General features: G+C 71.4%; 5 protein-coding genes. 3 read left to right on the top strand and 2 right to left on the bottom strand.

Annotated elements, in window-relative coordinates:
• Together AC1D15_RS20345 and AC1D15_RS20340 are read left to right on the top strand one after the other, a co-directional pair.
• On the top strand, positions 1 to 806 hold an 806-nt coding region (locus AC1D15_RS20345; protein WP_477827393.1), incomplete at its 5' end, for a M14 family metallopeptidase.
• 14 nt (positions 807 to 820) lie between these two features.
• Positions 821 to 1585, top strand: coding sequence for an ABC transporter ATP-binding protein (locus AC1D15_RS20340; RefSeq protein ID WP_477827394.1), 765 nt, complete (start codon positions 821 to 823; stop codon positions 1583 to 1585).
• Here AC1D15_RS20340 and asd read toward each other — a convergent pair.
• Both asd and AC1D15_RS20330 read right to left on the bottom strand, forming a co-directional pair.
• Positions 1568 to 2419 (bottom strand): archaetidylserine decarboxylase, encoded by an 852-nt coding sequence (gene asd, locus AC1D15_RS20335; RefSeq protein WP_477827392.1) that lies wholly within the window; start codon positions 2417 to 2419, stop codon positions 1568 to 1570. The two genes, AC1D15_RS20340 and asd, sit on opposite strands and share 18 nt — an antisense overlap.
• A 67-nt stretch (positions 2420 to 2486) precedes the next feature.
• Positions 2487 to 3395 (bottom strand): dienelactone hydrolase family protein, encoded by a 909-nt coding sequence (locus AC1D15_RS20330; RefSeq protein ID WP_477827391.1) that lies wholly within the window; start codon positions 3393 to 3395, stop codon positions 2487 to 2489.
• A 191-nt stretch (positions 3396 to 3586) separates the two neighbouring features.
• Here AC1D15_RS20330 and AC1D15_RS20325 point away from each other — a divergent pair.
• On the top strand, positions 3587 to 4170 hold a 584-nt coding region (locus AC1D15_RS20325; protein WP_477827390.1), incomplete at its 3' end, for a lipase family protein.

The raw sequence follows: 4170 nt of genomic DNA, 5'->3' as shown, positions 1-4170 counted from the left end.
ACCCGGCGCTGTTCGAGCCGGTGCGCGCGCGCATCGAGGCGCTGCTGGGCGCCGACCCCGCCGCCAACGCGCAACGGGTACGCGAGGCGCTGCGCGAGGTGGTGCAGGCGCTGCCCGAGACCCATGAGCTGATGAGCCAGCGCAAGACGCTGATGGGGCTGGCCTGCGATGCCGAGGTGGTGCTCGACCTGCATTGCGACAGCGAATCGGTGGCCCACCTCTACACCGGCACGCCGCTGTGGCCCGAGGTCGAGCCGCTCGCACGCTGCCTGGGCGCGCAGGCCTCGCTGCTGGCGCTGGAGTCGGGCGACAACCCGTTCGACGAGGCGTGCTCGCAGACCTGGTGGCAGCTCGCGGCGCATTTCAGCGACAGGCGCCCGGTGCCGCTCGGCTGCGTATCGGTCACGGTGGAACTGCGTGGCGAGACCAGCGTGACGCATCCGCAGGCGGCGGCCGATGCGGCGGCGCTGCTCGACTTCCTGACGCTGCGCGGCCTGGTCGATGGCCCGGTGCCCACGCTGCCGCCGCTGTTGTTCCCGGCCACGCCCTTGTCGGGCACCGAGGTGGTGTCCGCGCCGGYCAGCGGCGTGGTCGCGTACCACCGCGAGCCCGGCGAGGTGGTGCGCGCCGGCGACCTGATCGCCGACGTGATCGACCCGATCAGCGGCGAGGTGCATCCGCTGCACACCCGCACCGACGGCCTGTTCTTCGCGCGCGATCGGGTGCGCTATGCCATCGCAGGAAGGCCATTGTTCAAGGTCGCAGGCACCACGCCGATCCGCAGCGGCAAGCTGTCGAGTGACTGATGACAGACCACCGGATGGTGCAACTGCAGGTCGACGACCTGCACAAGAAGTTCGGCGCCGTCGAGGTGCTGAAGGGCGTCTCGCTGGCGGCGAGCCAGGGCGACGTGATCAGCATCATCGGCTCGTCCGGCTCCGGCAAGAGCACGCTGCTGCGCTGCATCAACCTGCTGGAGCAGCCCGATGCGGGGCGCATCACGCTCGCGGGCGAGGCGATCGCGCTGAAGCCGGGCCGCGACGGCCGCCTGCAGGCCACCGATGCGAAGCAGCTGCAACGGCTGCGCAGCAAGCTCGCGATGGTGTTCCAGCACTTCAACCTGTGGGCGCACATGACGGCGCTCGAGAACGTGATCGAAGCCCCGGTCCACGTGCTCGGCGTGCCGAAGGCGCAGGCCGTGGAGCGCGCCGAGGCGCTGCTCGCGCGCGTCGGCGTGCTGCACCGCAAGAGCCTCTATCCGTCGCAGCTGTCGGGCGGCGAGCAGCAGCGCGTCGCGATCGCGCGGGCGCTCGCGATGGAGCCGCAGGTGATGCTGTTCGACGAGCCGACCTCGGCGCTCGACCCGGAACTCGTCGGCGAGGTGCTGAAGGTGATGCGCGAGCTGGCCGGCGAGGGGCGCACGATGATCGTCGTCACCCACGAGATGGCGTTCGCGGCCGAGGTGTCGCGGCACCTGGTGTTCCTGCACCAGGGCGTGGTCGAGGAGGAGGGCGATCCGCGCGAGGTGCTGGGGCACCCGCGCAGCGAGCGCCTGCGCGCGTTCCTGTCAGGCGGACTGAAGTGAGGCCATCGCCTCGCCGAGACGGATCGGCCGGGCCGCTTCCCACGTCGGGTTGAAGGCCAGCGGCCCGGCCGGGAACAGCATCACGACCGTCGAGCCGAGCAGGAAGCGGCCCATCTCGTCGCCCTGCTTCAGCGTGACCGGCGCGTCGTCGTAGCGCCATTCGCGCAGCGCGCCGGTGCGCGGCGGGTTGACCACGCCGTGCCACACCGTCGCCATGCTGCCGACGATGGTGGCGCCGACCAGCGCCAGCACGAACGGYCCGCGCGGGCCGTCGAACACGCAGACCACGCGTTCGTTGCGCGCGAACAGCCCCGGCACGCCGCGCGCAGTGGTCGGGTTGACCGAGAACAGCGCGCCCGGCACGTGGATCATGCGGCGCAGCCGGCCGTCGCAGGGCATGTGGATGCGGTGGTAGTCGCGCGGGCTCAGGTAGAGCGTCGCGAAGTGGCCGTCGTCGAACTGCCTCGCAAGCGTTGCATCGCCGCCGACCATCGCCGCCGTGCTGTAGCGGTGGCCCTTGGCCTGGAAGATCTGGTCGCGCTCGATGCGGCCGAACTGGCTGATCGCGCCGTCCACCGGGCAGATCAGGTCGGCCGGCGCGAGCGGGCGCGCGCCGGGCTTCAGCGCGCGCGTGAAGAACTCGTTGAAGCTCGGGTAGGCGGCGATGTCGGGGTCGGCGGCCTCGGCCATGTCGACGCCGTAGCGCTTGACGAACCAACGGATCAGCCGCGTGGTCGAGGCGCCCCCGCGGGCCGACGCGATGCGGCCGGCCAGCAGCGTCAGCGCTTGCTTGGGGAGGAGGTATTGCGGGAGGACTGCGAGACGATCCGACACGTTGAGGGGCGCGAGGCTGGGCGAAGCTGCGCAGTGTAGCCACGCCGCCGGGCGCGCCCCCCGAGGATCATCCCGCAGTGCGCAGCTGGGTGTTGAAGAACGCGATCGTGCGCGTCCAGGCCTGCTTGGCGGCCGCGTCGTCGTAGCGCGGCGTCGTGTCGTTGTTGAAGCCGTGCTGGGTGCCGGGGTACTTGTAGGCGTCGAACTTCACCTTGGCGGCCTTCAGCGCGGCCTCGTACGGCGGCCAGGCGGCGTTGATGCGCTCGTCGTTGTCGGCGAAGAACAGCAGCAGCGGCGCCTTGATGCCGGCCACCTTGTCGAGCGCCGGCGCATTGCCGTAGAACGGCACGCCGGCCGCCAGCTCGGGCACGCGCGTGGCCAGCAGGTTGACGACGCCGCCGCCGTAGCAGAAGCCGACCGCGCCGAGCTTGCCGTTGCCCAGCGGGTGGGCGCGCAGGTAGTTGGCGGCGGCGATGAAGTCCTCCTGCGTCTTGGCCTGGTCGAGCTTGCCGAACAGCTCGCGGGCCTTGTCCTCGTCGCCGGGGTAGCCGCCAAGCGGGAACAGCGCGTCGGGGGCGAACGCGATGAAGTTCTCGAGCGCGAGGCGGCGCGTGATGTCCTCGATGTGCGGGTTCAGGCCGCGGTTCTCGTGCACCACCAGCACCAGCGGCAGCTTGCCGGAGACGCGCGCCGGCTTCACCAGGTAGCCGCGCACCTTGCCGTAGCCGAGCGGCGACGGGATCTCGACCGATTCGGCCGCGATGCGCGGGTCGGTCTTCGGCACCTGCTCGGCGGCGGCGAACTTCGGGCTCAGCGCCTCGAGCAGGCCGGCGGCCGTGAGGCCGCCGACGGCGTACTTGCGGGCGCCGTCGAGGAAGCCGCGGCGGTCGATCTGGCCGTGCACGTACTTGTCGAACAGGCGCAGCACCTCGGGATCGAAGTCGCTCGCGGTCTGGCGGGGCTTGTCTTGGGCCATCGGGTTGTCCTCTCTGGTGATGAACACGGAAGGGTCTGAGCCGCGGAGTTGAGCCGCAAACGGCGTGCCTGTCACTTGCAGGGGGATTGCCACCGTACAGAACTCAGGTTTTGCGCGCGCATCGCACGGCTGAAACATGCATCGGCCCGCGTGGCCCGCAGAATGCGCGATCCCTGCTTCTGCCGCGCCCCGTGATCGCCTACGACCCCAGCCGCACCGCCCTGTACTCGCCCGAGCGGGCGCCCACGCTGTTCACGCCCGATGCGCAGCCGACCCTGCTGCAATTGGCCACCGAGGCCGCGCGCCTGGCCTACGTGCGTGCCGAGGGCTCGAAGACCGAGGCCGAGCGGCTGGCCGCCGCGCTGGCGCGGGCCGGTTTCGACGCGCCGCGGCTGTTCGCCGATGCCGGCAGCGGCTCGCAGGCCTTCGGGGCGCTGCGGCCGTCCGACGGGCTGGTGCTGGTGGCCTTCCGCGGCACGCAGCCGGACGAGCTGGCCGATCTCGCGAACGACCTGAATGCGCTGACGACGCCGTGGCCGGAGGCGAGCGGGCGGGTGCATGTGGGCTTTGCCGGTGCGGCGCGCACGCTGCTGCCGCGCATCGGCCACTGGCTGGATGGGGATGCGAAACCGCGCAACGGGCTGCTGCTGACCGGGCACAGCCTGGGCGCGGCGCTCGCGACGCTGGCGGCCTCGGTGTGGCACGAGGGAACGCTGGTCACGCTCGGTTCCCCGCGCGTCGGCGATGCGGTGTTTGCGGCAGGGCTGCGCAATCC

Source organism: Rhizobacter sp. P2_H2, assembly GCF_056403375.1.
This window is presented reverse-complemented; position numbering and strand designations above follow the sequence as displayed.